Origin of the sequence: Streptomyces sp. NPDC093600, assembly GCF_044764755.1 — a bacterium.
GTDB lineage: Bacteria > Actinomycetota > Actinomycetes > Streptomycetales > Streptomycetaceae > Streptomyces.
The window spans coordinates 197,359-219,290 of the sequence record NZ_JBIWIU010000009.1 but is presented as its reverse complement, the minus strand read 5'-3'; the positions used below and the strand labels follow the sequence as shown (position 1 = coordinate 219,290).

The window sequence follows — 21,932 nt, the reverse complement described above, 5'->3', positions numbered from 1 at the left end:
CTCACGGGTTCACTTTCTGGGCGTCGGAGTCGACGGGGGCGGCGGCCTGGGGCACGGGGGCCCGGCAGCCGAGGACGTAGAACCACCAGCCGGCGATGACGAGGGCGATGAGCGCGGCGAACATCGCGGCGGGCGAGGCGTGCACCAGCAGGAAGCCGCAGATGATGGGGCCGATCGCCACGCCGATGTGGACGAGGTTCTGGGCGCCGAAGTAGCTGCCGCGCAGGTTGTCCGGGGCGATCGCGTCGATGAACATGTACTCGGCCGGCACGACGATCACCTCGCCGATGGTGAAGACGACGATCGCGGCGACGATGATCCAGGCGTTGGTCGACAAGGCCATGCCGATCAGGCCGAGCACGAACGCGCCGGTGCCCCAGGTCAGCCAGCGCAGCAGCGTCTTCTCCTTCAGTTTGCTGCCGATCACGTACTGGGTGGAGATGACGACGATCGCGTTGGCGGCCGAGATGTAGGCGACCAGCTGGTAGGCCGTGTCTCGGGACTCGACGAGGACCAGGTACTGCGACATGTAGGTCAGCAGCGGTCCGTAGACGACGATGCTGAGGATGCCGCCCAGGGTGAAGAGCCCGAGCCGGCGGTCGGCCCGCATGACCCGCAGGACCTCGCGGAAGTTCATCGACTCGTCGTCGGCCGCGGCGGTCTCGTCCTTGGGGGCGGTGGTGCCGGTGAACAGCCTGCGGTAGATCACCAGCGGCAGCAGGGCGGCGAAGATGACACCGGCGGCGAGCAGGAACGGCCCGCCGGTCCCGGCCTGCACCGTCCACACGCCGAGGAACGGGCCGACGGCGGCGCCGATGTTCTGCAGCGAGTAGCGCAGCGAGAACACCTTCGCCCGGTTCTCCGAGGGCAGCAGGTCGGCGAGGAGCGCGTTGGCGGTGACGCTCATCGAGGAGGATGCGGTGTTGGCGACGAGCAGGATGCCGACGACCAGGAACGGGGAGCCGACCATGGGCAGCGCGGCGTAGAGGACGGTGAGGATCACGTCCAGGACGATCATGAAGTGGACCTTCACGAACCGGTCGGCGAGATAGCCGCCGTAGACGCTCACCAGGGTGCCGACGAGCAGGCACACGCCGAGGACGTAGCCGATGGTGGCGCCGTTCATGCCCAGCGCGTCGTGCAGGTAGATCGGCAGGTAGGCCAAAATGCCGAAGAAGCTGATCGAGCGCGCCATCGCGCACAGCAGCAAGATGCGTACGGCGATGGGCAGTTCGCGGACGAGGCTCAGGAGGTCCTTCATGCCCTGCCCTCCGCCGCGATCGCTTCGATGATGTCGATGAGGGATTCCTTGAGAGTGTCGATCCGCCGGCGGTCGAAAAGATCGGGGTGGTGGCCGAAGAGGATCTCCAGCCGTTCTCCGGGGATGACCGTGACGCCGAGCGGATAGTGGGAGACGCCCTTGGCGCCCTGGGTCCGCTCGGTGACGCGCGGACCGTCGGGGCCGGCGGACGGATCGGTCTGGTCAGGGTAGTTCTGGAAGACGTAGTACGAGTCGAACAGTTCGCCCGCGCCCACGAGCCGCTGGATCTCGGTCAGGCCCAGGTGGCGGTGCGGGAACACGTCCAGTTGGGCGGACTGCACGCGGCCGAGGGTCGCGCCGAGCGGTTCGCCGGGCTCCGTGCGCACCCGCAGGGGGACGGTGTTGATGAGCAGGCCGACGACGGACTCGATGCCGTCGATCTCGGCCGGCCGTTCGGAGACGGTGGTGCCGAAGACGACGTCCGTGCTGCCGGTGAGCCGGCCGAGCTGGAGGCCCCAGGCGGTCTGCATGGCGGTGTTCAGGGTGATGCCGAGGCGGGCGCAGGCCCGCTCCAGGTCCCGGGTGAGCTCCGCGGGCAGGACGGTGGAGGTGGTGGCGGGCAGGACGTGGGTGGCGAGTGCGGGGTGTCCCACCCGGGTGGGTGCCTCGACGCCGGCGAGGTACTCCCGCCACGCCTCGACCGCGCCCTCCCGGTCCTGCCGGGCCAGCCAGTCCAGGTACTCCCGGAAGGGGGTGACCGGCGGGAGTGCGGCGCCCGCGTACAGGTCGAACAGGTCCTGCCAGACGACCTGCATCGACCAGCCGTCGAGGAGGATGTGGTGGTCCGCCACGAGGAGCTGGTGCCGGGTGGCGGAGAAGCGGAGCAGGGAGAAGCGGAGCATCGGGCCGTGCGCCAGGTCGAAGCGGAGGGCCGCGTCCTCGGCGGTGATCCGGTCGGCCGCCGCGCTCTGCTCGGCGGGGGTGAGGCCGGTGAGGTCGTGGACCCGCCACGGCACCTCGACGGAGTCCCGCACCACCTGGACCGGGGTCTCCAGGCCGCGGACCGCGAAGCTCGCCCGCAGGTTGTCGTGGCGCATGAGGAGCCCGTGCGCGGCCTGCCGCAGCCGGTCGGCGTCCAGCGGTCCCTCCAGGTCGAAGAGGGTCTGCCCCTGGTAGGGATCGTCGTCCTTCTCCGGGTCGGCGGCGCCGGCGTGCAGCAGCAGGCCCTGCTGGAGCGGGGCGAGCGGCAGCACGTCCCGCAGGCCGGGGTAGGTGCGCTCCAGTTCGGTGAGGGTGGACTGCTTGAGCGGGAGCAGGCTCACGTCGGAGGGGGTGAGCCCGCCCAGTCCGGGGTGGGCGGTGAGCCCGGCGAGGGCGGTCAGGAGCTCGGTCCACCGGTCGGCGAGCGCGGTGACGTCCGGCTCGGTGAAGAGCGCCGTGTCCCACCGCCAGACGGTGTCGGCCCCGCCGTCGTCCCGCGGCCGTACGTCGACCAGCAGCGGGTACGGTCCGGGGTCACCCGTCACGTCGTAGCGGAAGCAGACCCGGGAGGGGGCGAACGCCGCGAGCTGCTCGCGTACCTCCGCGCTCCCGCGCCGCAGCTCGGCGTAGCCGCGGCCGTCGGCGGGCAGCGACCGGATCTGCTCCTTGACCCGCTTCAGGGCGCGGGCGAGGCCGCGCGGGTCCGACAGGCTCCGGTCGAGGTGGGCCAGGCCGGGTGTGAGCCGGACCGGGACCGCTTCGGGGACCGCCGTCGTCGCCAGGTCGACGCGGAGCGCGGACTGGGCGGCGGGGACGCGCCGGCCGCGCCACTCGATGAGGGCGGGGGCGAGCGCGGCGAGCGCGATGTGCGCCGGGTCCGCGTGGAACATCCGGGGCAGGGCGGTCAGCAGCGCCTCGGCGAGGTCACCGGTCAGCGCCCGGCCGAACTCGGCCCGCTCGTCGCCCGGTTCGCCGTAGGAGGGGTCGGGCGTCTCCAGCGTCTTCAGCCAGTACGGCAGCTCGCCGGCCGCCACGGCCGCCGGGTCGGTCGTCTCGGCCTGCTGGGCGGCGCGGGCGATCAACGCCTCGATGGTCTGGTACTGGAACACGTCCCGGGGGGTGATCACGAACCCCTCGGCGCGGGCGCGGCTGACCAGCTGGATGGAGCGGATGGAGTCGCCGCCGAGATCGAAGAACTGGTCGTCGACGCCCACGGTGTCGAGGCCCAGGACCTCGGCGAAGAGCCGGGCGAGGGTGATCTCCCGTTCGGTGCGCGGCGGCCGTACGGCACGGGCGGTGAAGTCCGGGGCCGGCAGCCTGCGGGTGTCGAGCTTGCCGTTCGGGGTGAGCGGCAGCTTGTCGAGCAGGACGACGGCCGCGGGCACCATGTGCTCGGGCAGCTGCCGGGCCGCCTGGCGGCGGACCTCCACGGCCAGCTTCCGGCCGTGGTCCTCGGCGCGCGGGTCGTTGCCGTGCTCGTACAGGGACTGGCCGGGGGCCGCCTTGTGGACGAACAGGTCGGTGATCAGCGGGTGTTCGGTCGCCGCGTCCAACAGGACCGCGTCGAAGCGATCGCCCTCCGAGGCGTCGGTCCAGGTCAGTGCGGCGCGGTAGCCGAGCTCCTCGGCCAGCGCGTGCACCGCCTCGGGGTCGGTGCCGGGGCGCTCCCGGGTGTCGAGCCCGAGGTCCCGCAGGCGGGCGGCCGATTCCGTACGGAGCAGATGCGCGGCCTCGACCTCGGCGGCGACCCGGTGGTTGGGGATGCCGGTGACGCGCAGCGTCGCGGGTCGGTTGGCGGCGAGGTGCTCGCGGACGGCGTCCAGACCGGTGGCGTCCTGCCAGACGATCTCGGCCGCGTCCCGTACGGAGAACGGCTCGGCGCCCTGCTTGTGCAGGACGACCTCGTAGCGGAAGTCGGTCAGTTCGTTGCGGTGGTGGCCGCGCTTGAGCTGGATGTCGACGCCCGCCACGTCCGCGATCTCCTCGCCGATACGGCTGAAGAAGGCGGGGTCGAGGAGGAGTTCGCTCTCCAGCTCCACGGTGTGGGCGATCAGGTCCCGTACGGCCGTGACCGGCTCGTCCGCGTGGGCGCCGCCGTGCAGGGCGGTCGCGGTGAGGAAGGGGTGCAGGAGCCGCAGATGGCGGATGTCACCGAGGAAGATCCGGCCGCCGGGCTCCAGGAGCTCGATGGCCTGCCGCAGGACGTCGATCAGGTAGTGGACGCTGGGGAAGTACTGGGCGACCGAGTTGATGACGACGGTGTCGAAGCGGCGGCCGGCCAGGTCACCGATCTCGTGCGCGGCGAGGCTGCGCAGCAGGACCCGGTCGCGCAGCTCCTCGGACGCCTCCACCCGGGCGCCGAGCGTCTGGATGAGGGAGGGCGAGAAGTCGACGCCCGCGTACGTCTCGACGTGCGGGGCGACCTGCCACAGGATGAGGCCGGAGCCGACGCCGACCTCCAGGACGTTGCGGGGCCGCAGGTCGAGGATGCGCGCGACGGTGGCGGCCTGCCACTCGCGCATCTCCTCCAGCGGGATCGGCTGGTTGTCGTAGCTGCTGTTCCAGCCGGTGAAGTCCTGCTCGACGCCGAGATCCTCCTGCTCGCTGTACCCCTCCTCGTGGATCTCCTGCCACTTGTCGACGTGCGCGATGTCGTCGGCGAGGTCGCGTACGGCCGCGTCGGCGGCCCTGGGCACGACGTAGCCGATGAGCTGCTGGTGGCCGGGGGTGTCCTCGCGGACGACGACGGCGGACTGGGCGACGCGCTCGTGGGTGTCGAGGACCGCCTCGATCTCGCCGAGTTCGATCCGCATGCCGCGGATCTTGACCTGGTCGTCGGCGCGGCCGACGAAGTCCACCACGCCCTCACCGGTGGGCAGCGTGCGCCACTTCGCCAGGTCGCCGGTGCGGTACATCCGCGAGCCGGGCGGACCGTACGGGCAGGCGACGAACCGCTCGGCGGTGAGGCCGGGCCGGTTGAGGTAGCCGCGCGCCAGGCCGTGGCCGGCGATGTACAGCTCGCCGGTGACGCCCGGGGCGACCGGCCGCAGCGCGGCGTCCAGGACGTAGACGCGGGTGTTGGGCAGCGGGCGGCCCACGGGCACCGAACCGGCCTCGAACTCCGGGCCCGCGCTGCCGCACTCCCAGTACAGGGTGTCGACGGTCGCCTCGGTCGGACCGTACGCGTTGATCATCGTCCGGCCGCGTGACCAGGTCGCCGCGAGCCCCGGCGGGCAGGCCTCTCCGGCGACCATCAGATGCGGTACGTCCGCGAGGGCGTCCTCGGCCATGGAGCCGAGGATCGTCGGCGAGAAGGTGATGTGGGTCGGCCGGAAGCGGGCGGTCAGGGCGCGCTGGCGGTCGGGGGAGAGCAGCTCCTCGGGGGAGGTGAGGATGACGGCCGCGCCCGACAGCAGGGTGCAGCACATCTCGCAGAACGTCGGGTCGAAGTTGATCGAGGAGAACTGCAGGAAGCGGGAGTTCTCGTCGAGTCCGAACCGGTCGATGTAGCCGCGGGCCAGGTTGGGGATGCCGCGGTGGGTGACGGCGACGCCCTTGGGCCGGCCGGTGGAGCCGGAGGTGTAGATGACGTACGCCAGGTCCTCCGGCCGCAGCGGGGCCCGCCGGTCGGCGTCGGTGGGGGCGTGGCCGGGCATACCGGCCAGCTCGGCGCGCGCCTCGGGGTCGCCGAGGTCGAGCCGGAGCACGTCCCGCGCCTCGGCGGGCAGCTTGGCGAGCACGTCGGCGGTGGTGACGAGCGCCTTGGGGCGGGTGTCCTCGACCATGAAGGCGAGCCGGTCGGGCGGGTAGTCCGGGTCGAGCGGCAGATAGACGCCGCCGGCCTTGAGGATGCCGAGCAGGCAGCCGAGCAGCTCGGGCGAACGGCGCAGGGAGAGGCCGACGACGTCGTCGCGGCCGACCCCGCGGGCGATCAGCCAGTGGGCGACCTGGTTGGCGCGCCGGTCGAGTTCGGCGTAGCTGAGCTCGGTGTCCTCGTGGACGAGGGCGAGCGCGTCGGGGGTGCGGGCGACCTGGGCCTCGAAGAGGGCGGGGAAGGTGTCGTCGGGCAGGTCGAGTCCGGTCGCGTTCCAGGTGTCGAGGAGCGCGGTGCGCTCGCTCTCGTCGAGGACGTCGATGCTCTCCAGGCGGCGGGTGGGGTCGGTGACGACGGCGTCGAGGATCCGCAGCAGGTAGCCGGCGAACCGTTCGACGGTCTCCCGGTCGAAGAGGTCGGTGGCGTACTCGATCTCGCCGCGCAGGCCGCCCGGGCGGCCGTCGGCGTCGAAACGCTCGGTCAGCTCGATCGTCAGGTCGAACTTCGAGGTGTGCGTGGGCACGGTCTCGTGCACGGCGGTGAGCCCGTCGAGCCGCCATTCGGGCTCGACGTTGTTCTGGAGCACCAGCATCACCTGGAACAGCGGGTGGTGGCTGGTGGTGCGGGCCGGGTTGAGCACCTCCACGAGGTACTCGAACGGCAGGTCCTGGTGCTCGTAGGCGGCGAGGTTGGACTCCGCGACGCGGGCGAGGAGTTCGGTGAAGGCGGGGTCGCCGGAGGTGTCGGTGCGCAGCACGAGCGTGTTGACGAAGAAGCCGACGAGCTCGTCGAGGGCGCTGTCGGCGCGGCCGGCGAGCGGGGAGCCGAGCGGGATGTCGGTGCCCGCGCCGAGCTTGGTCAGCAGGGTCGCGGCGGCGGCCTGGAGGACCATGAAGAGGCTGGCCCGCTCCCGCTGGGCGAGGCTCTGCAGCTTCTCGGTGAGAGAGGCGTCGACGTCGAAGCGGACGACGTCGCCCCGGAAGGTGGCGAGGGCCGGGCGCGGCCGGTCGGTGGGCAGGTCGAGCAGTTCGGGGGCGCCCGCGAGCCGTTCGCGCCAGTAGGCGAGCCGCCGGGACATGGTGGAGTCCGGGTCGTCCGTGGAGCCGAGCAGCTCGCGCTGCCACAGCGTGTAGTCGACGTACTGGACGCCGAGCGCGGGCGCCTGCGGCTCCGTGCCGGAGCGGTGGGCGGTGTAGGCGTCGCACAGGTCCTTCACCAGCGGGGCGAGGGACCAGCCGTCGCTGGCGATGTGGTGGATGCACAGGAGCAGGACGTGGTCGTGCGGTCCGGTACGGAACAGGTCGACGCGGACCGGGATCTCGGCGGCCAGGTCGAAGAGGTGCCCGGCGGCCCGGTCGACGGCGCCGCGCAGGTCGTCCTCGGCGACGTCGTGGAGGGTGACGTCGACCCGGGCCTCGGCGGCGGGCACGACGATCTGCTCGGCGCCGTCCGGGCCCTCGGCGAAGTACGTCCGCAGGCTCTCGTGCCGTACGAGGAGGTGGTCGACGGCCGCGCGCAGCGCGTCGAGGTCGAGCTCACCGGTCAGGCGGACGGCGATGGGCAGGTTGTAGGTGGTGCTCGGGCCCTCCAGGCGATGCAGGAACCACAGCCGCTGCTGCGCGTACGACACCGGGACGCGCTCCCCGCGCTCCCCGGGTCGGGGGGCGGGGCGGGCGGGGGTGCCCGCGTCGAGGTGCGGCGCGAGGGCGGCCGGGGTGCGGTCCTCGAAGACGGCGCGCAGGGGGAGTTCGACGGAGAGGGCGGCGCGGACGCGGGCGACGAGCCGGGTGGCGAGCAACGAGTTGCCGCCGAGGTCGAAGAAGCTGTCGTCGGCGCCGACGCGGTCGACCCGCAGGACCTCGCGGAAGAGGTCGGCGAGGGCGCGTTCGCCGGCGCCGGTGGGCTCGCGGTAGGCGGTGGAGCGGGTGAACTCCAGGGCGGGCAGGGCCTTGCGGTCGACCTTGCCGGCCGGGGTCAGCGGGAAGCGGTCCAGGACGGCGATCCCGGCGGGGACCATGTGCGCGGGCAGCCAGGCGGTGAGCGCGGCGCGCAGCGCGGTCGGCTCGGGGGTGTGGCCGGGCGCGGGCACGACATAGCCGGCGAGGTGGCGGCTGCCGGGGGCGTCGGGGGTGTCCTCGCGGACGACGACCCGGGCCTGGGCGACCTCGGGAAGGCGGCGCAGCGCCTCCTCGATCTCGCCGATCTCGATGCGGTAGCCGTGGATCTTGACCTGCTCGTCGACGCGGCCGAGGAAGTCGAGCGTTCCGTCGGCGCGGCGGCGCACGACGTCCCCGGTGCGGTACATGCGGGCACCGGGCGGGCCGAAGGGGCAGGCGACGAACCGCTCGGCGGTGAGCGCGGCCCGGCCGTGGTAGCCGCGGGCCAGGCCGTCGCCGGAGAGGTACAGCTCGCCGGGTTCGCCGTCGGCGACGGGCGCGAGGCGCTCGTCGAGGAGGTGGACGCCGGTGTTCCACATCGGGGCGCCGATGGTGACCGGCTCGCCGGCGCGCACGGGGGCCACCAGCGACCAGATGGTCGTCTCGGTGGGGCCGTAGAGGTTCCACACCTCGGCGTGGCCGGCGGCGGCCAGGAAGTCGGCCAGGTCCTGCGGCAGCGCCTCGCCGCCGCAGAGCAGCCGGGTCCCGGCGGGCGTCTCGGCCGGGGTCCAGCCGGCCTCGCGCAGCAGCTGCCACAGGGCGGGGGTGCCCTGGATCAGGGTGGGGCGGGCCTCGACGAGGTGGCGGCGCAGCGCGGCGCCGTCGACGGTGGTCTCGCGCGGGACGAGGTGGAGCGTGGCTCCGTTGACCAGCGGGAGGTACAGCTCCAGACCGGCGATGTCGAAGGAGATCGGGGTGGTGGACAGCACCACGTCGCCGGGGTGCACGCGGTACCGCGCGGACATGAAGGCGAGAAAGTTGGCGAGGGAGCGGTGGGTGACGACCACGCCCTTGGGGCGGCCCGTGGAGCCGGAGGTGTAGATGGTGTACGCGCCCTGGCCGGGGTCCGTGGAGCGGCCGGCCGGGTTCCCGGCGGGCTCGACGGCCTCCTCACCTGCGTACAGGAGGGCGGTGGCGGGGTCGACGGGTCCGAGGCCCGGCTCGACCTCCGGGGTGGTGATCAGGGCGCGCGGGCGGGCGTCGGCCGTCATGTAGGCGAGGCGCTCGCCGGGATAGCCCGGGTCGAGCGGAAGGTACGTCGCGCCGGCCTTGAGCGTGCCGAGGAGGGCGGCGACCAGCTCGGGCGAGGAGGGCAGGGCGACGGCGACGATGTCCTCGGGGCCGATGCCCCGGTCGATCAGCCGGTGCGCGATCCGGTTGGCCCGCTCGTTCACCTCCGCGTACGACAGGGACTGCGCGCCGCAGCGCACGGCGACCGCGTCGGGGGCCCGCCCGGCCCGCTCCTCGAACCGGGCGACGAGACCGGACGTCCAGGCGCCGGCGTCCACCGCGTTCTCCGTCCGCGCCGTCATGACCGGCCGTCCCGTCCCTGGGAACCGGCGGGGGCGAGCGCCGTCCAGTGCTCCTCGACGTACCCGAGGCAGGCCGCGCGTACGTCCGGACCGAAGGCGGTCTCCCAGCCGTCGGGCACGGCGACGAAGTCCGGCCACAGGGAGTGCTCGCCCGCGGCGTTGGTCAGGACGCGGTACACGCCCGACTCGTTCTCGAAAGGATTGGTGCTTGACTGGTCCATGTCGCTCATTCCTCGCCCACGAAGTCGTCGATGCGCGCGGCGATCTGCGCCGCTTCGATCACACAGAGCCGCAGCCCGTACGCGTCCGAGTCCATGACGTGGGCGGTGAGTTCGCCTCGCACGATCTCCTGCCAGTCGGGGAGCGTCGGGTTGTCCTTGGCGAGCAGCAGCAGCACGTCGAGCTCGGCCGGCTCCGGGCGGTAGGTCTCCAGGGCCCGGGAGGTGGTCAGGAACGCCCGGTAGAGCCGCTCCATGAACTGGGTGCCGCCGTCCTTCGCGGCGGTCTCGGCGCCGAAGAGCGCGGTCGACACCTCCAGGAAGACGTCCTCGCGGGTGGCGTCGGCGGCCGCCAGCGGCGGGTGGTCCACCTGCGGGGCGACCATCCGCAGCACGTCGTCGCGGTATCCGACGAGCCTCTCCCCCTCCGGGATGTCGTCCTCGCCGGTCACCGAGCCGTCGAGGTAGCCGTCGAGGATGACGAGCTTGCGCACCCCGAGGCCGCGCTCCTCGGCGATCCGCGCGATCTCGTACGCGATGACACCGCCCGCGCAGGCGCCGGCGAGGTGGAACTCGTCCTCGCCGAACTCGTCCTCCAGCAGGTCCGCGTACGTCTCCGCGAGCGCCGTCATCTCGTCCGGCACGTCCAGGGCGCTGATGTGCGGCGACTGGAGGCCGTAGCAGCCGCGGTCGCCGCCGAGCGCCCGCACGATCCGGGCGTAGCCGTCGACCAGGCCGAGGCCGGGGTGGATGAGGACGAGCGGGGTGCGCGAGCCCTGGTTGCTCAGGCGGATGATCGCCCGCTCGGTGTTCGCGGCCTGGGAGAGCGCCTTGTTGGCGCTCAGGGCGCGGACGGTCCGGTAGCGCAGCAGATCGCCCATGTTGAGCGACCAGCCCAGGCGCTGGTTGATCTGCTCGATCGTGACCAGGGCGAGCAGGGAGTCGCCCCCGGTGGTGAAGAAGTCGTCGTCGAGGCCGACCGAAGGGCGGTCGAGCGTGGTCTTCCAGATCTCGACGAGGGCCTGCTCCACCAGGCTCTGCCCCGGCGTGACCTCGCACTCCTCGGGCGCTATCGGCCGAGTACTCACAACGGAACTCTCTTTCTGGGGGGAGGGTCTGGGGTCGGCCCTAGGACCAGCCGCCCGTGAAGTGGATGACGTCGCCGGTGAGGAAGTCGGCGGACCCGCTGCCGAGGAAGACGACCAGGTCGCCGATCTCCTCGGCCGTGCCGAGCCGGCCGGCCGGCAGGAGGTCCCGGAGCCGGGCCCGGCCCTCGTCCGTCTCCCACACCTCCGGCGGGTAGTAGGTCTCGCTCTGCAGGAAGTTGGGGGCGACGGCGTGCACGGTGACGCCGTGCGGGGCGAGTTCGCGGGCCGCGGCCCGCGCGTAGGCGGAGGCGCCGGCGCGCAGCGAGCTGTACGCCGAGAACCCGGTCTCGGGCCGGACCGGGGCCGCGGAGGTCATCAGCACGATGTGACCGCTCCCGCGGCGCTTCATGTGCGCGGCGGCCTTGGCGAGGACCGCCGCCGGGGTCACGAGCAGGGCCTCCGCCGCGCGCCGCAGCTCCGCCGGGTCGGCCTGCTCCACCGGCAGGTAGCGGGCCGGGTAGACGTCGTTGCTGACGACCAGGTCGAGCCGGCCGTACCGCTTGACCGCCTGGCCGACCGCGCCGGTCGGGGTCCTGGCCGGGCAGGCCACCGCGCCGTCCCTGCCGTCCTCGAACGCGGTCCGCGCGGCCTCTTCGGCGAAGGACTCGTCGTGACAGAGCACGGTGTAGCCGGCCTTGCGCAGGGCCTCGACGGAGCCGGGCCCGGCGTAGCGCGTCGCGTGGGTGACCACCGCGACGCGCTCCGCCGTGTCCGGGCGCGTGGTCGCTTCCGCGCTCACGCGCCACCGCCGATGAACTCCCGGAGCATCGCGTAGATCTCCTGGTCCGGGATCAGGATGTCGTGATGGGTGCCGGACTCCCGTTCCGCGACCGTCACCTCGCCCGGCACGAGCCCGCCGAAGTGGTGCGCCGTCTCGGGGTGGGTCATCCGGTCCGTACGGCTGGTGGCGATGAGCACCCGCTGCCGCAGGCGGCGGGCCGCCTCGTTCGCGTCGTACGCCATGAGCGCGTAGTTCTGCTTGGCGTACCGGTGGAACAGCTCCTCGTCGCCGTACGGGTAGAGGATGAACGGCGCCAGCCTCGGTTCGACGCCGAACAGCATGTTCGGGTCGAGGAAGAGGTTCAGCGTCTCCCGGGCCCGGCGGGGGCCGGACGCGGCCCCGGCGAGCACGCTCTGGAACTGCTTCTGGAACGGGGTGCGCATGACCCCCTCGCCGAAGTTCAGGTCGGGGTGGAGCACGGTCAGCGTCTCCACCCGGTCGCCGAACTCGGCGGCCGCGGCGAGCGCCACGGGGGCGCCGCCGCAGATCCCGACCAGATGCGCCCGGGTCAGCCCGTACGCGGTGAGGAGCGCGCCGACCAGATCGATCTCCTCGGCGAAGTCCCCCTCGGGCGTGTCCAGGGAGCGCCACTCGCCGAACAGGTACGGGTTCTCGTAGGTGATCACGAGCCGGTCCGCCGACAGCTCCTCCAGCCAGGGCCGGAACAGCGTCGCCGGCACCCCGGACGGCAGGATCAGGACGATCGCCTCCTCACCGGCCGGACCGGCCGAGAAGGAGTCGAAGGCGGGGACGCCCTCGGCCTCGATCCGGCGGCGGCCGGGGAGGGCGGCGAGCCCGGCGAGGCCCGCCGCGCCGCCGGCCGGGTCCCCCGAGCGGTCGGCGACCGGCTGCCAGCCGCCCAGTTCCAGGTCGCAGAAGTTGCTCAGCGCCACTTCCAGGCTGGAGGGCTTCTCCGGGGCCGGCCAGACGAACCGGGGCACCGTCAGGCCGTACGAGGCGCCGATACCGGCCAGGACCTCGTTGCACCGTTCGACGTCCTCCGGGGCGAAGCCCTCGCCGTCCCGGCCGTTCGCCGGGAACACGCGCAGCGTCTCGCGGGCCGATCCCAGCAGGGGCTGGCAGAGCTCCAGCACATCGACCACGCTCAGGGTCTTCGTGGTCATCTCAGAACTTTTTCCCGCGCGTGGTCTCGGTGACCATGCGGTTGGACGGGTTGTTGTTGGTGCCGTTGACCAGGACGCTGCCGTAGCGCTCCAGGCTGATGCGGCCGCCGTACTCCTCGATGTGGTCGCTGCCGGGGTAGACGGAGACCGAGGAGGGGACGTAGCGGGAGGCGAAGCCCATCCGCATCTCGTCGGTCAGGCCGTCGTGCGGGTGGGAGGCGTGCATCAGCGTGGACCAGAAGATGATGAACTGGCCCGGCTCCATGATCTGCGAGACGGCGGAGTCCTCGTCCGGCTTCCAGTCCGGGTCGACCTGGAGCTCGCGGTAGTCGTAGCCGAAGAAGCCGCGGCGGACACCGTCCTTGTCGACCCCGTTGATCGAGTTGGGGTCGTAGTGCATCCGCTTGGTCTCGTCGTAGTTCATCTGCTGGTGCGTACCGGGGATGAACTGCAGGCAGCCGTTCTCCACCTTCGCCTCGGTGAAGGCGGACCAGACGGTGATCGTGCCGCCGAACTCGGCGTTGTCCGGCCACAGGATCTGCGGGGTGCCCGAGGCGTTGGCGAAGGTGTCCGCCTGGTGCCAGTCGGTGCCCTCGTCACCGGGGTGCTTGGGGAAGAACTCCGTACGCCAGCAGATGACGTCCGGGCCGAGGATGGAGGCGACCCGGTCGACGATCTCCCGCTTGCCGACGTGCGCGGCGAGGAAGTCGTTGTCGAGGTGGCGGTCGTAGTTGGAGATGTTGGTGGCGCCGGACAGCTCGTCGTCCGGGTAGACGGCGTGGCTGCGGTCGAGCATCTGCAGCCGGGTCTTGCGCCAGATCTCGCGCATCTCTTCGGGCTGGTAGGCCGTGAAGGGGCCGATGAACCCCTGCCGGTGGAAGGTGGCGAGCTCTTCCTCGGAGAGGGCGAACGACTGCTGTGCCTGCTGGGCTTCCGTGGTCATGTCCTGCGCTCCTAGCGGGAGGTGGCGGCGAGCTGGTTCTTGACGGCGGCGGCGAGGGCGGCGATGTTCGCGCCTTCGGCGAGCGTGCCGACGTTGAGGCTGAGACCGAATCGGTCGTTGACGACGCTGAGCATGTGGATCAGCGAGAACGACGTGCCGCCGAGGTCGAAGAACTCGTCGGTGTCCTTGATGCCGTCGGTGCCGAGCACCTCCGACCAGATGGCGCGCAGCGTGTCCTCCACGGAGGCCCCTTCGGCCTCGCCCTTCGACGCCTCGGCGAGCTTCAGCTCCAGCCGCTTGCGCAGCACGCCCTCGTCGAGCTTCCCGTTCACGGTGACCGGGAGTTCGTCGAGCGGGAGGTAGGCCGAGGGCGCCATGTAGGCGGGCAGCGCGGCGGCGACGGCGTCCTTGAGCTCGGCGACCAGCTGGTCCGGCGCGGCCGTGGTCACGGGGTACGCGACCAGGCGCGGGTCGCCCTCGCCGAAGTCGGCGGCGATGACGACGACGTCCCGGACGGCGGGGTGCCGGCTGAGGACGGCCTCGATCTCGCCGGGCTCGACGCGGTAGCCGCGGACCTTGAGCTGGCGGTCGGCGCGGCCGGTGTAGGCGAACTGGCCGGGGGCGATCTGGACGCCGCGGTCGCCGGAGTCGTACCAGCGCAGGGTGGTCCCCTCGGCGTCGGTGCGCTCGACGAACCGCTGGGCGGTGAGCTCGGGGTGGTTCAGATAGCCGCGGGCGACACCGGCGCCGGCGACGTGGATGACGCCCTCCTCGCCGAGCGGCAGGGAGCGCCCCTGCTCGTCGAGGATGTCGACGCGCAGGTCGGCGATGGGCTCGCCGATCGGGCTGGGGCCCTCGCCGGCCAGGTCGGCGGCGGCGATCCGCTTCCACGTGACGTGCACGGTGGTCTCGGTGATGCCGTACATGTTGATCAGCGCGGGCGCGTCGAAGCCGTGCCGGTCGGTCCACGGCGTCAGGGCGCGGTAGTCCAGCCGCTCTCCGCCGAAGACGACGTACCGGAGGCTGAGCGCCGCGGTGGCCGGGTCGGCGGCGTGGGCGTCGATGTCCGCGTTGACGAGGTTGCGGAAGGCCGACGGCGTCTGGTTGAGGACCGTCACCCGCTCGCGGCGCAGCAGCGCGTGGAACGCCCCCGGGTCGCGGGCGGTGTCGTGGTCGACGACCACCAGGCGGCCGCCGTGCAGCAGCGCGCCCCAGATCTCCCAGACGGAGAAGTCGAAGGCGGCGGAGTGGAAGGCGGTCCAGACGTCGTTCTCGTCGAAGCCGAAGACCGGCGCGGTGGCGGTGAAGAGCCGGACCGCGTTGCGGTGCTCGATCATGACGCCCTTGGGCTCACCGGTGGAGCCCGAGGTGAAGATCGTGTACGCGAGGCTCGACGGGTCAGCGGCCTGGTGGCCGGCCGGGATGGCGGCGTCGCCGCCGTCGCCGTCGGGCAGCCCGTCCACGAGGACGACGCGCTGTCCGGTCACCAGACCGGCCGTGGCGCCGCTGGCGACGACGACACCGGCGTCGCACGCGGCGAGGACGAAGTCACGGCGGTCGGCGGGGTAGGCGGGGTCGACCGGGACGTATCCGGCGCCGGCCTTGAGGATGCCGAGCAGACCGACGACGAGGTCGGTTCCGCGCTCCACGCAGAGTCCGACCCTCCGGTCCCGCCCGGCGCCGGCCGCCCGCAGCGCACGGGCCAGCCGCTCGGCGCGGGCGTCGAGCTCGGCGTAGGTGAGCCGGGTCCGGCCATCGGTGACGGCCACGGATTCCGGGAATCGCGCGGCGATCCGCTCGAAGTTTTCGTGCAGGGTGAGCGAATCATCGAGCGATTCGCTGGAAATCGCACCAGGATTCATAGAGGTGGAGCCTTTCCCAGTCATGGAGCAGGAGTTTGAGGGATTCGCGGGATTCGCGTGATCCGCATGCTTCTCGGAATTCGTGGCACTCTCGGCGGCACCTTCCGCCGTCCGCCTTCATGAATGTGTCAGCCGCCTCAGGGGCCCTTCAAGGGAATCTCCTGGCACCAAGGTGCAGTGGCTGCAAGTGGCCAGCGCGGGGGCGTCCGGGCGTCGACGGCACCGGCGGCGAGGGGCGGGGTCAGGGCAGCGCGGCGTCCACGACGCACACGATCCCGTGGCAGAGCCCGAGGTCCCGGCCCTTCTGGGGCACCCTCAGCTCGACCCGTACCCGCTCGACCGGGGGCCGCAGCAGGAACTGGACGGCGGCGAGGACGCCCGTACCCGCCTCGGGCGCGGAGGCGGCGGAGACGAAGACGACGGAACGCCGGTCGGTCTCGGGCGGCTTGGGCAGATAGACGTGCTCCACCTGGCAGCTGGACACCTGGGGGACCACTCTGGCCAGATCATCGGGATCGATGCGCGCGACCCCGAATTCATCGGGCGGGACATCGAGATGGATGGCGTACATGGCACAGAGAATCCCAGCCGTCTCGCGGGGTTCGTCCGCACACTCAGGGCAGGTTGATGCCATGGCAGGAAAGGGCCCGCCGGAATTCGGCGAGCCCTTGGCAGGGTCGTGCGAAGAACGTCAGAGCCAGCCGGCCCGCTCCGCGAGCACACCGGCCTCGAACCGGCTGCGCGCGCCGAGCCGGGCCGAGATGGCCGACATCATCCGGCGCGCGGTACGCAGCGAGAGCCCCAGCTTCTTGGCAGCCACCTCGTCGGTATGCCCCTTCTGCAGCAGCCGGAGCAGCTCGATCTCCTGCTCGGAGGGCGCGTCGACGGCCGGCCGGGAACCGCCGTGCAGCGGGGTGGCCCGGTCCCAGACCATCTCGAACAGCGCGAGGAGCGCGGTCACCACACCGGGGGCCCGCAGGATCACGGCACCGGCGCGGGTGTCGTCGGGGCTGACCGGCAGCAGCGCCACCGACCGGTCGGCGATGAGCATGCGCAGCGGCAGCGAGGGCATCGTGCGTATCTCGCCGCCGAGTTCGGAGAGCCAGCGGGCGTACTCGGTGGTGGCCCGGCAGTTGCGCACGCTGTCGAGATAGATGGTCCGCAGCTTCACCCCGGCGGACAGGCTCTGCTCGTCCAGCGGGCGGCTGGCCTCCAGCGCCTCGGGGCTCTGCGCGCCGCCGGGCATGAAGGCGAGGATCTCGGATCCGGCGTGCCGGGCCAGTTCGGACAGCCGGGCCCGCACCTCGTTGACGCCTTCGAGCTGTTCGAGGCCGACGTTGCCTTGCCGGCCGCGCTGGGAGGCGTACGTCGCGGTGAGTTCGGCGGTGGCCGCCCGAATCGTCGCCAACTCCAGTTGCTGGGAATGAATTTCGGTTTCCCGGCGGTGAATGTACGCGGCGAGGCCGACTTCGGGACTGATCGGGGCGACATCCGTCGCGTCTTTCGTCGGATAGAGCATCGAGAGCTCGGCCAGCCGGTCCAGGCACTCCCGGACCGCGGCTTCTTCGACGTCCAGCTCCTTGGCGATCTCCGCGAGCCCCCAGCCGGGTTCGGTGATCACCAGGCGGTAGACGTCGACGCAGATCTCGTCCTGTCCGATCAGCGCCGCGAGCGACGAGAGATCCGTACCCACGCGCGTCTCGCGGCACGGATCGGCAAAGCCCCCCATGTAACCCATCCTCACCCAATGGATCGATCCTCGGCCGAATCCTTTGCCCGCCCCTTAGTATTCAGCGCCGGATGGTCCATTCCGGTACGGAGTTCAGGGCGCCCTTTCGGGTGATTGACGTTACAGGACGGGAGCAGAAAAGGGGACACACCGAATCGTGGTTTCAAACCGCCGAGACAGGGGAAACCCGGGCGGAATGATGAAGGGCGAACAAACTGGTCGGGAACGGCATAGGGCGCCACGACCGCGCGGCTGATCCGACCCGAGCGCCCCTGGTCAGGCCGTTCCGGCACCCGGCGCGGATGGCCCGAAGGCGATCGACCGGGCCCGTTCCCACACCTGCTTCGCGTGACCGTTCTTCGTGTACGGGCGGAGCGCGGCCGTCATGGCACGGAACCGGTCGTCGCAGCGTCCGGACTGCACCTGCGGATAGTCATCGAGCATCCGGTTCCAGTCCACGCACGCTTCGTCCAGATGTCCCCGTTCCAGCTTCCGTTCTGCCAGCAGCCCGAGATGGCGAACTCGTCCGCGCTGGTAGATCGAGTGCCTCAGCCGGTCGGAGTCCTCCAGGGCGTCGATGGCCGCCGTCTTGTCGCCGAGCTCGTAGCGGACCTGGGCGACGTGGTAGGCGAGCGACGACGGGTCGTACGAACCGAACGCCTTCGCCTTCGACTCGGCTTTGTCCATCGCGATCTCGGCTTCCTTGATCTTGGCCAGGGCGAGGGTGCGGTAGCCGGCCTGGGCGGCCGCGTGGGCCTGTTGTCCGGCGAGGAAGGCGACCATCCTCGGGCCTGCCTGGGGTGAGGCCGCCGACGCGGAGTCCGCCAGTCGCAGGGACAGGCGGCTGTGCCCGAGATCCACGGCCTGGACGCTCATACCGCGCAGTGTCGTGCAGTACGTCAGGTGGTCGCTCGCGGCACCGGCCAGTTCGAGAGCCTGCGTGTAGTAGCGCTGGGCCAGGCCGTCCAGACGCTCGTCCATGGCCATGTACCCGGTCAGGTACAGGTGGTCGGCGGCGGCGGACAGCATGGCTCGCTTCACGTCATCGGAAGCGTCCGCTCTCAGGTGCGGCACGACCGTGTTGACCAGGAACGCGGCGGCCAGCGGGCGCGCGGTCCGACCACCGAACTGGTCGTCTATCTCGCTGATCTTCTCCGTCATGGCGATGACGGCCTTGACCTCGCCGTACCCGATTCTGGCGTGCGGGGTGTGAGCGACGGTCTCGAACCGTCCCATCATGTCTTCGTATTGGGGGATGGCCAGGGCCACGGAGAAGAGGCCCGCGGCCCCGAGTACCGCCCGCCGGGATGGGTCCATGTCCGCGCTCCCCAACTCGATCAGCCCTTCCACGGTATCCGCCGGGGGCGCGGAAGAGACGGCGCTTTTCCTCAGACCCGCCTCGGTAGCCGTGACAGGCCGGCTCAGGCGGCGGGAGAGCGCCTCGACGATCGCTGCGTGGACGCGCGCCCTCGGCATCGTGCCGGCCAGCCAGTGGCAGACGGCGGAGTCGTCGTACCGCAGGGACAACCCGGATTCCGTGCCCACCCGGTTGACCGCGCGGGCGAACTCACCGTTGGTCCACCTCGCCTCGGCGATGAGCGACGAAAGAGAGGTGTTCGGCGTCCGTGCACGACCGGTCATGCCGTGGCCTTCCCTTGGAATTCAAGAATTTCAACTCCGCACCCTGCCACGCCCGTTCCGTGCCACGCGGCGGTTCGGTTGACTCGATACCGCCGGATCATCGAGCCCAAACCGCTGGTCCGCACACGCCGTCACACCCACGCACGTCCCCCGAACGGAGAAGCCCGGTGATCACCCACGCCACCCCCGCCCGCCGCGACATCCGGTACGACCCCACCACCGAGCGGACCACGATCGCGATCACGCTGCACCACCTGGACGGGACCTCCGAACCCAGCACCCTGGTCCTGACGCCGGACGAGATCCAGCTGCACGCGATTCAGCTGGAGCAGGCGGGCGAGCGGCGCGAAGCCGCAGGGTGACGGTCCGCCGCGTGGTGAACGGCTCCCCGCACGTCGGAGCGCGGCACCACCCACCATCCGAACCCACCACTGGAGGAAGCATGTTCAACCACTCCGACCGACTCCCGACCGGGACGCCACTGCCCATGGGCCACCGCACAGCCGTGCCGTGGGGCGTTCAGCGCATGGCCCCCTACCCGGCCATGGCCCCCGCCTGGGCACGAGCCGAGATCGACCCGGACACCCAGACCGCCCGATACTTCGACACCACCGGCCAGGTCATGGAGATGCCCGCCCACGGCACCAGCACCGGCACCAACCCGGGCACCAACACCGGCAACCCCTCCGACGGCTCCAGCGGCGGCGGCTCCGGCGGCGGCGACCAGGACACCGGGAACGACAGCGACCAGTGACCCACGCCGGCCCGGTGCTGGTCGTCACCGTGATCGACGACCCCACGGCCGACGTGGTGATCAGCGAGCTGCACGACCGGGGCATCCCGGTCGTGCGGCTCGACTCCGGGGACTTCCCCGCCACCATGTCGGTCGCGGCCACCATCACGCCGCGAGGCATCGAAGGAACGCTGTCCACCCCCACCAGGACCGCCGACCTGCCGCACGTACGGTCCCTGTACTACCGGCGGCCCTCCGGGTTCGCCTTCCCGCACCTCGACGCGCAGAACGCCCGCTTCGCCGTCACCCAGGCCCGCTACGGCCTCGGTGGCGTCCTGGCCTCGCTCCCCCACTGCCTGTACGTCAACCACCCCCACCGCATCGGAGACGCCGAGTTCAAGCCCTCCGGTCTTGCGGCCGCCGTCGACTGCGGCTTCCAGGTTCCGCCGACCCTGATCACCTCGGAGCCGGACGCCACCCGCGCGTTCATCAAGACCCACGGGCCAGTCATCTACAAGCCCTTGTCAACGCCCCTGTACCGGATCGACGGGGTCTCCTGCACGGTCGAGGTGTGCGAGGTCACGGCGGAGCAGATCGATGAGCGGGTGGCGGGAACCGCCCACCTGTTCCAGCAGCGAGTCGACAAAGTCGCCGATGTACGCGTGACATTGATCGGCCGACAGGTGTTCAGCGTCCGGATCGATTCCGGGCTCCTCGACTGGCGAACCGACTACGACCGGCTCACCTACACCGTGGTCGAACCACCGCCTGGCATCACTGACGCCCTGCACCGGTACGTGGACCACTTCGGTCTGGTCTTCGGAGCATTCGACTTCGCCGTGGACCGGAGCGGGGCATGGTGGTTCCTCGAGTGCAACCCGTCGGGCCAGTGGGCGTGGATGGAACCGGAAACCGGACTGCCCATGGTCGCGGCCATGGCCGACCTCCTGGAACGGAAGACCGCGTGAGCGACGACAAGACTCTTCGTGAGGACCTGGCCGGCCGGCTCACCGCCGGCGGTCACCTGCGTTCGCCCCAATGGCGCCAGGCCGTGCTCGACACACCCCGCCACGAGTTTCTTCGTGGCGGCTACTTCCGCCGGGTGGACGGCACGGGCACCGGCCCCACCGGCTGGGAACCGGTCATGCCCGGCGACGCGGCATGGCTCCCGGCCTCGTACACCGACGACTCGCTGGTGACCCAGATCGCGGGCACCATCGCACCTGCCGACATCCAGGGCCGGATCTTCCGGTCCCCGACCAGCTCCAGCACCCTGCCCAGCCTGGTCGTCCGGATGCTCGAAGAGCTGCGCCTGGACGACGGAATGCGCGTCCTGGAGATCGGCACCGGCACCGGTTACTCCACCGCTCTCCTGTGCCACCGCCTCGGCGACGACCTCGTGACCTCGATCGAGATCGACGAAGACGTGTCCACCCGGGCCCGTGCGGCCCTTGGCGCCACCGGCCACATTCCCCGCCTGATCGTGGGAAACGGCCTCGACGGGGACCCCGACGGAGCTCCGTACGACCGGATCGTGGCCACCTGCGGAGTCCTCGACATCCCGGCGGCCTGGTTTGCGCAGACCCGGCCCGGCGGCCAGATCCTCGCCACGGTCTGCGGCTGGATGTACTCCTCCGAACTCGCCCGCCTCACCGTCGACGACGGCGCCGCCCACGGCAGGCTCCTGGGTGGCCAGATCTCCTTCATGCTCGCCCGCCCCCACCTGCCGCCCCCGCTCGGGATGCTGCCCGATCTCGACGACGGCGAGGAACGCGAGGCCGTCATCGGCGCCGACGCCCTGGACCACTGGACCGCACGGTTCGTCGCCCAGATCGCCGCACCTCGTACTCAACGCATCCGGATCCAGCCCCCCGGCGGCGAGACACAGCACGTCTTCATCGACGTCGACGCCGAGTCATGGGCCGCCCTGCGCCTCGACGGCGCCCACTGGACCGTTCGCCAGGGCGGGCCGGACCGCGTGTGGGACCGGATCGAGGAGCACATGGCGCACTGGCAACGCGACGGATCACCGGACCTCGACCGGTTCCTGATCACGGTCACACCAGATCAACAGACCATCACCTGGGACAGGTGACCTCCCCGCCGAGAATGCGCCCCGCCCGTCCCCTCACGTGGGCCGGGGGTTCGATGCCCGGCGGCAGGGCCGGGTCGGCGAGTGGCGTCCCGAACGTGGTGACCACCGGGAGGACGCCGGAGCGGGAGTCGGG

At 71.5% G+C, this 21,932-nt stretch carries 15 protein-coding genes; 4 read left to right on the top strand and 11 right to left on the bottom strand.

The annotated features are described in order from the left end of the window. Position 1: 1 nt before the first annotated feature. The 11 genes from ACIRB4_RS22805 to ACIRB4_RS22755 all read right to left on the bottom strand — a co-directional run bounded on the left by ACIRB4_RS22805 (position 2) and on the right by ACIRB4_RS22755 (position 18,971). Complete coding sequence (locus tag ACIRB4_RS22805; protein ID WP_403293840.1) at positions 2 to 1,261, bottom strand: MFS transporter; 1,260 nt, start codon at positions 1,259 to 1,261, stop codon at positions 2 to 4. Next, complete coding sequence (locus ACIRB4_RS22800) at positions 1,258 to 9,525, bottom strand: amino acid adenylation domain-containing protein (RefSeq protein ID WP_403293838.1); 8,268 nt, start codon at positions 9,523 to 9,525, stop codon at positions 1,258 to 1,260. The genes ACIRB4_RS22805 and ACIRB4_RS22800 overlap by 4 nt, the downstream gene beginning before the upstream one ends. Beyond that, a complete protein-coding gene (locus tag ACIRB4_RS22795; protein WP_403293836.1) occupies positions 9,522 to 9,746 on the bottom strand; it encodes an MbtH family protein in 225 nt (74 codons plus the stop codon). Before ACIRB4_RS22795 ends, ACIRB4_RS22800 begins: the two co-directional genes overlap by 4 nt. Positions 9,747 to 9,751: 5 nt before the next feature. Then, on the bottom strand, positions 9,752 to 10,831 hold the full coding sequence (locus tag ACIRB4_RS22790) for a thioesterase domain-containing protein (protein ID WP_403293834.1): 1,080 nt from the start codon (positions 10,829 to 10,831) through the stop codon (positions 9,752 to 9,754). A 40-nt stretch (positions 10,832 to 10,871) separates the two neighbouring features. After that, a complete protein-coding gene (locus ACIRB4_RS22785; RefSeq protein WP_403293832.1) occupies positions 10,872 to 11,630 on the bottom strand; it encodes an SDR family oxidoreductase in 759 nt (252 codons plus the stop codon). Next, positions 11,627 to 12,796 carry an alpha/beta fold hydrolase gene (locus ACIRB4_RS22780; protein WP_403293830.1) on the bottom strand — a complete coding sequence of 390 codons (1,170 nt, stop codon included), beginning with the start codon at positions 12,794 to 12,796 and terminating at the stop codon, positions 11,627 to 11,629. The genes ACIRB4_RS22785 and ACIRB4_RS22780 overlap by 4 nt, the downstream gene beginning before the upstream one ends. Before the next feature lies 1 nt (position 12,797). Further along, positions 12,798 to 13,739: a chlorinating enzyme gene (locus ACIRB4_RS22775; protein ID WP_403293828.1), complete on the bottom strand. Its 942-nt coding sequence runs from the start codon at positions 13,737 to 13,739 to the stop codon at positions 12,798 to 12,800. Between the two features lie 11 nt (positions 13,740 to 13,750). Then, positions 13,751 to 15,601: an amino acid adenylation domain-containing protein gene (locus tag ACIRB4_RS22770; RefSeq protein ID WP_403293826.1), complete on the bottom strand. Its 1,851-nt coding sequence runs from the start codon at positions 15,599 to 15,601 to the stop codon at positions 13,751 to 13,753. A gap of 241 nt (positions 15,602 to 15,842) precedes the next feature. Next, positions 15,843 to 16,172 (bottom strand): hypothetical protein, encoded by a 330-nt coding sequence (locus tag ACIRB4_RS22765; RefSeq protein WP_403293824.1) that lies wholly within the window; start codon positions 16,170 to 16,172, stop codon positions 15,843 to 15,845. A 120-nt stretch (positions 16,173 to 16,292) separates the two neighbouring features. Next, positions 16,293 to 17,294: a helix-turn-helix transcriptional regulator gene (locus ACIRB4_RS22760; protein ID WP_403293822.1), complete on the bottom strand. Its 1,002-nt coding sequence runs from the start codon at positions 17,292 to 17,294 to the stop codon at positions 16,293 to 16,295. A 312-nt stretch (positions 17,295 to 17,606) separates the two neighbouring features. Beyond that, positions 17,607 to 18,971: a tetratricopeptide repeat protein gene (locus ACIRB4_RS22755; protein ID WP_403293821.1), complete on the bottom strand. Its 1,365-nt coding sequence runs from the start codon at positions 18,969 to 18,971 to the stop codon at positions 17,607 to 17,609. Between the two features lie 167 nt (positions 18,972 to 19,138). On the opposite strand from ACIRB4_RS22755, the gene ACIRB4_RS22750 reads away from it, so the two are divergent. The 4 genes from ACIRB4_RS22750 to tgmC all read left to right on the top strand — a co-directional run bounded on the left by ACIRB4_RS22750 (position 19,139) and on the right by tgmC (position 21,799). Next, complete coding sequence (locus tag ACIRB4_RS22750) at positions 19,139 to 19,333, top strand: hypothetical protein (protein WP_403293819.1); 195 nt, start codon at positions 19,139 to 19,141, stop codon at positions 19,331 to 19,333. An 80-nt stretch (positions 19,334 to 19,413) separates the two neighbouring features. Then, the gene (gene tgmA / locus ACIRB4_RS22745; protein ID WP_403293817.1) at positions 19,414 to 19,725 is read left to right on the top strand and encodes a putative ATP-grasp-modified RiPP; all 312 of its coding nucleotides are present in this window, start codon (positions 19,414 to 19,416) and stop codon (positions 19,723 to 19,725) included. Next, positions 19,722 to 20,672, top strand: a complete 951-nt coding sequence (gene tgmB / locus ACIRB4_RS22740; protein ID WP_403293815.1) for an ATP-grasp ribosomal peptide maturase — start codon at positions 19,722 to 19,724, stop codon at positions 20,670 to 20,672. Before tgmA ends, tgmB begins: the two co-directional genes overlap by 4 nt. After that, positions 20,669 to 21,799 (top strand): ATP-grasp peptide maturase system methyltransferase, encoded by a 1,131-nt coding sequence (gene tgmC / locus ACIRB4_RS22735; protein ID WP_403293813.1) that lies wholly within the window; start codon positions 20,669 to 20,671, stop codon positions 21,797 to 21,799. The genes tgmB and tgmC overlap by 4 nt, the downstream gene beginning before the upstream one ends. Positions 21,800 to 21,932 lie beyond the last annotated feature (133 nt).

Excerpts from the sequence above, each read along its gene's own strand:
- ACIRB4_RS22780 (WP_403293830.1), bottom strand. The coding sequence starts at position 12,796 with ATGACCACGAAGACCCTGAGCGTGGTCGATGTGCTGGAGCTCTGCCAG.
- ACIRB4_RS22765 (WP_403293824.1), bottom strand. The coding sequence starts at position 16,172 with ATGTACGCCATCCATCTCGATGTCCCGCCCGATGAATTCGGGGTCGCG.
- tgmA (WP_403293817.1), top strand. The coding sequence starts at position 19,414 with ATGTTCAACCACTCCGACCGACTCCCGACCGGGACGCCACTGCCCATG.
- ACIRB4_RS22755 (WP_403293821.1), bottom strand. The coding sequence starts at position 18,971 with ATGACCGGTCGTGCACGGACGCCGAACACCTCTCTTTCGTCGCTCATC.
- ACIRB4_RS22795 (WP_403293836.1), bottom strand. The coding sequence starts at position 9,746 with ATGGACCAGTCAAGCACCAATCCTTTCGAGAACGAGTCGGGCGTGTAC.
- ACIRB4_RS22805 (WP_403293840.1), bottom strand. The coding sequence starts at position 1,261 with ATGAAGGACCTCCTGAGCCTCGTCCGCGAACTGCCCATCGCCGTACGC.
- ACIRB4_RS22800 (WP_403293838.1), bottom strand. The coding sequence starts at position 9,525 with ATGACGGCGCGGACGGAGAACGCGGTGGACGCCGGCGCCTGGACGTCC.
- ACIRB4_RS22770 (WP_403293826.1), bottom strand. The coding sequence starts at position 15,601 with ATGAATCCTGGTGCGATTTCCAGCGAATCGCTCGATGATTCGCTCACC.
- ACIRB4_RS22775 (WP_403293828.1), bottom strand. The coding sequence starts at position 13,739 with ATGACCACGGAAGCCCAGCAGGCACAGCAGTCGTTCGCCCTCTCCGAG.